The organism is Saccharopolyspora sp. 6M (assembly GCF_020176775.1).
Taxonomy (GTDB): domain Bacteria; phylum Actinomycetota; class Actinomycetes; order Mycobacteriales; family Pseudonocardiaceae; genus Saccharopolyspora_C; species Saccharopolyspora_C gregorii.
The window spans coordinates 4,095-8,565 of the sequence record NZ_JAIUJZ010000275.1 but is presented as its reverse complement, the minus strand read 5'-3'; the positions used below and the strand labels follow the sequence as shown (position 1 = coordinate 8,565).

Annotated in this window: 5 protein-coding genes; 1 reads left to right on the top strand and 4 read right to left on the bottom strand. The window is 73.5% G+C overall.

Features of this window, described 5'->3' with window-relative positions:
* Positions 1-923: DedA family protein (locus LCD31_RS27270; protein ID WP_255623425.1), on the top strand; the 923-nt coding region annotated here is incomplete at its 5' end.
* A 224-nt stretch (positions 924-1,147) separates the two neighbouring features.
* On the opposite strand, the gene LCD31_RS27265 is transcribed toward LCD31_RS27270, so the two are convergent.
* The 4 genes from LCD31_RS27265 to LCD31_RS27250 form a co-directional block, all read right to left on the bottom strand.
* Positions 1,148-1,900, bottom strand: a complete 753-nt coding sequence (locus tag LCD31_RS27265) for an HAD family acid phosphatase (RefSeq protein ID WP_224962784.1) — start codon at positions 1,898-1,900, stop codon at positions 1,148-1,150.
* Positions 1,901-2,098: 198 nt separating this feature from the next.
* Positions 2,099-3,223 (bottom strand): M20 family metallopeptidase, encoded by a 1,125-nt coding sequence (locus LCD31_RS27260; RefSeq protein WP_224962782.1) that lies wholly within the window; start codon positions 3,221-3,223, stop codon positions 2,099-2,101.
* Entirely contained in the window at positions 3,220-3,891 is a 672-nt protein-coding gene (locus LCD31_RS27255) for a DUF1028 domain-containing protein (protein ID WP_224962780.1), read from the bottom strand. Before LCD31_RS27255 ends, LCD31_RS27260 begins: the two co-directional genes overlap by 4 nt.
* A complete protein-coding gene (locus LCD31_RS27250; protein WP_224962786.1) occupies positions 3,888-4,334 on the bottom strand; it encodes a RidA family protein in 447 nt (148 codons plus the stop codon). The genes LCD31_RS27255 and LCD31_RS27250 overlap by 4 nt, the downstream gene beginning before the upstream one ends.
* Between the last annotated feature and the right edge of the window lie 137 nt (positions 4,335-4,471).

Here is a 4,471-nt window from a genome sequence, read left to right as displayed (position 1 = left end):
CCCAGACGACCTCCTCTTCTCGGCGCGGGGGAAAGCCAGCCAGAGGGAGACACATCACCGGCAGCGCCCCCGCGGGCGCGCACCCCGGGCCGACCGGGCCCCCGGCCGACGCGGCGGGCGCAGCCACCGCGACCGGCACGACCGGCGCGACTGCGGAGGACCGGGCCGCCGCGCCCGCCGCGAAGAAGCGGTTCCGCTGGCGCAGCAAGGACTACACGCCGGAAGAACTCGCCGAAGCCCAGCAGCAGTGGCGCGACGCGATGCCGTGGGAGCACCCGATGTCGCGCGGCGACAAGTTCCTCGTGCTCGCCACGTTCGGCGTCGTGCTGCTGATGCTCGGCTCGATGCCGTTCCGCCCGTTACTGCTGGCCTCGCACCCGCTGGGGTTGAGCGCGGTCACCGGCAGCCTCTCCGCGATCGGCGCGGGTGCCGCGTTCGCCCGCATCGGTGAGCTGGACCTGTGGCTGGTCGTGGCGGCCGGCGTGTTCGGCATGGTCAAGTTCGACTGGCTGTTCTGGCTCGCCGGACGCCGCTGGGGCGAGAAGATCATCCAGATGTGGGCGCCGGGCGAGTTCGGCAAGCGGTTCGTGGCCCGCGTCCGGTCCTGGCCGAGCTGGGCGATGCCGCTGGTCATCATCGCCGCGGCGCTGCCCGGCATCCCCGCGCCCGCGGTGTTCGCGGTGGCCGGGGTCAGCGGGATGGGCCTCGTCCGGTTCCTGGTCTTCGACGCGATCGGTGCCGGGCTGATGGCGGGCCTGGTCGCCGGGCTCGGCTACGGGATCGGGCAGCACGCCGTGGACTTCGTGCTGATGATCGACGACTACGCGCTCTACCTCACCCTGGCCCTGGTCGTCTGGGTCTCGATCCAAGCAGGCCGCAAGGCGAACAAGGAGCAGCAGGAGAAGAAGCGCCAAGCCGCTTGATCTGCGGGGGCGCCTGCTTCTGCTGCTCGGGGGGCGGGTGGCGGAACCTCAGCGGTTCCCTCGTTGCGGGATCTTTTTCACCGGTGGCTCCGCCACAGGCGAAAAAGCTGTCCTCGCGAGGGAACCGCTGAGCCCGCGGGTGGTCCTTCTGCTCTGGTGGTCGCCGCTCAGCGGCTTCGCCGCTGACGGGGAACAGGCGCCGGGCCGCCGAGTCCGCCCCAGGATCAGGGCAGGTAGTACATCGGGTTCGGGAGTTTGACGGGCTTTTCGGCGTGGCCGCCCTGCAGGTCGCTGTGCTGGTCCCCGAGGTTCAGCACGATCGTGCTGCCGAGCGATTCGATGTGGGCGCGGGTCGCGGACTTGTACTCCACGGTGCTGCAGTCCAGCCCGCACGGCAGGTGCTCGGGCGCTTCGGTGGTCGGCTTGAAGAACGCCCCGGCCGGTTCCGGGAAGCCCTCGTCGGCGAGGTTGCGCAGCGAGGCCTTCTGCAGGTCGTCGCCGCGCCCGGTGAGGAAGTAGACCCGCACGCCGTGCTCCGCCGCCCAGTTCGCGAGCGCCCGGGTCTGGCGGATCGGTTCGAACTCGGCGTCGTCGATGGCCTCGCGCTGCTTCTCCTCGTCGAAGCCGAAGTCGTTGTCGGCCTCCCAGCCGTAGGTCAGCTCCGAGGTGTCGTCGACGTCGAGCACGATCGCCGGGTTCGGCACGCCCTCCGCGAGCCGCTGCCGCAGGTAGCCCTCCGCGTGCGCGACCGCCTCGTCGACCTGCCGGTCCCAGGCGCTGCCCTCGGTGGCGTGGTGGTTCCCGTCGGAGTCCACCCGGTCGCCGTAGTAGTCCTGGACGGCGAGCTTGGCCCGCCCGAGGTTGGCCGGTTCGGTGCCGGCCGACTCCGAGGCGACGGCGGTGACCCCGCCGGCCAGCGTGGCGCCGATCGCGGCGGCGGCACCGAGTTTGGCGAGTCCGGTCCGGCGGTGGGCCATCGTGTCGCTCCCTGGAGATCGCGGTCGAGATGCGCGGAACCTAGCAGCCGGGCGCCTCCGGGCGCGGGATCTGACGCGTTCCCGACGGCGAGTCGCCTCCGGCGAGCTGCGGATTTCCGCTGCGCGGGAGGAGTTCCCTCGACTGCTCGCCTTCGGCCGCGATCTTCCGGAGATCCGCCCCGGCGTGCGGTCGACTGGTCAGGACGCCACGTCGAGGGCGGTCCAGGCGAGCGCGGTGGCCGCGTCCAGCAGGGCCCGTTCCGCGTCGCCGCCGACGCAGTGCGCGGCGAACTCGGGCTGGTGGTTCAGCGCGGGCAGCGAACCGATCCCGACGTAGGGGTGGATCGCCGGGACCACCTGCGAGACGTTGCCCATGTCGGTGGACGCGCGGTTCATCCGGCGTGCCACCGGGTTCGGGTCGCTGCGGCGGCCGAGCCGTTCGGCGTTGCGCACGTAGGCGTCCAAGGCCGGCCGGTCGGTGCGGAACTCCGCGTACGGCTTGCTCTCCGGCACGATCTCCAGCGCGGCGCCGGTGGCGTGCGCGCCCGCTTCGAAGCAGCGCCGCACCTTCTCCTCGGTCTCGGCGAGCTCGTCCAGGCTCTCGGCCCGCACGTACCAGCGGCCTTCGGTGCGCGCCGGGATCGCGTTCGGCGCCTCGCCGCCGTTGGTGAGGACGCCGTGCACCCGCACCGTGTGCGGGAGCTGCTGGCGGAGCAGCCCGATGGCGACCTGCGCGACGGTGAACGCGTCGGCCGCGTTGACGCCCTGCTCCGGGTAGGCCGCGGCGTGCGCCGCCTTCCCCTGGTAGGACACGTGCGAGTGCGACACCGCGAACGGTTCCGCCTCCGCGACGTCCACCGGCGCGGGGTGCGCCATCATCGCCAGGTCCAGTCCGGCGAACGCGCCGCGCTCCAGCATCTCGATCTTGCCGCCGCCGCCTTCCTCGGCCGGGGTGCCGTAGACCTCGATGGTCAGGCCCGCCGAATCGGCCAGCGGGGCCAGCGCCCGCGCCGCGCCGACGGTGATCGCGGCGATCAGGTTGTGCCCGCAGGCGTGGCCGAGCCCCGGCAGCGCGTCGTACTCGGCGCACAACCCGAGCCGGAACGGGCCGCTGCCGAACGTCGCCAGGAACGCGGTCTCCAGCCCGAGGTAGCCCGGCGTGACGTCGAAACCGGCCTCGGACAGGGATTCGGCGACCCAGCGCGCCGAGCGGTGCTCCTGCCACGCCGTTTCCGGGTGGGCGTGCAGCTGCTCGGAGAGCCGGACGAGCCGGTCGGCGTCCGCGGTGACGGTGGCCCCGGCGGCCTGCTTCGCGCCGCTCACCGCTCGTCCCCCGGCACGCCGTAGGACGGCGCCGCGGTCGGGTCGAGCGCGCGGGTCACGTAGTCGTCGCGCTGCGGCAGCCAGATCTCCAGCAGGTCGCGGAGATCCGCGATCGGCGAGTCGCTCCAGTCGATGCGCAGGTCGGTCTCGCGCCACGACACCTCGCGGACCACGGACAGCCCCGCCGAGTGCACCGGACCGGCCTCGCCACCGGCGGCCAGGCCCGCTTCGAGGGCGGTGAGCAGCCGCCGCTCCAACTCGCCGGTCGATGCGGCGAAGGACTCGGCGACGGCGTCGACGACCTCGGGCGCCGCCAGCATGTTCCCGGCGGCCACCACGCCCGGCTCGACGCGGTGCCGGTGCACGCCCAGCGACGCGGACCCGGAGTGCGCGGCGCCGTCGCCGCCCGGTGCCAGCACGGTGAGCTGCCGGTGCTCCACCAGATCGTGCCCGCGCACCACCGAGTCCAGCGCGGCCTGCGCCCCGGACCCGGACTCCAGCGCGTCCAGCAGCGCCGGGCCCAGCCGCGGATCGGTCACGTTCTGCGAAGAGGCACCGCCGACCCCGGCGCGCAGGTGGATGCAGCGGGCCGCGACGGCGGGGCTGGAGGAGGTCACGGCGATCCCGACGGCACCGCGGCCGTCGCTGCCGAGCACGGAGAACGTCACCGGGCACCTCCCGGGAGCACGGCGATCGCGTCGATCTCGACGAGCCACTCCGGCCGGGCCAGCGCGGAGACCACCACGCCGGTGGAGATGGGGTGCACGCCGCGGGTCCACCGTCCGATGGTGCGGTACACCGCCTCCCGGTAGCGCGGGTCCACCAGGTAGATCGTCAGCTTCACCAGGTGCTCCATCCGGGCCCCGGCCTCGTCGAGGAGCATCGCGATGTTGGCCATCGCCTGCTCGGCCTGGGCCGCGGCGTCGCCGATGCCGACCGATTCGCTGGTGTCGAGGTCCTGGCCGATCTGCCCGCGCACGTACACGGTGTCCCCGGCGACGACGGCCTGGCACAGGTCGTTGTCCAGGTCCTGCTCCGGATAGGTGTCGCGGGTGTTGAACGGCCGGATGCGGGTGTGGCCGCCCGCGACGATCGGCGGGTGGTGGGTCATCGTCGGCTCCTTCGCGGTGTCGTTGGACCGCGGCCGGGGGCGGGGGGGGGGCCGGGCCCCCCCCCGCCGCCGCCCGCCCGTTTGCGGGCGGGCACCCCGAAAAACCCCCCGCCGCCCCGGAGGAACGCGGAAACCGG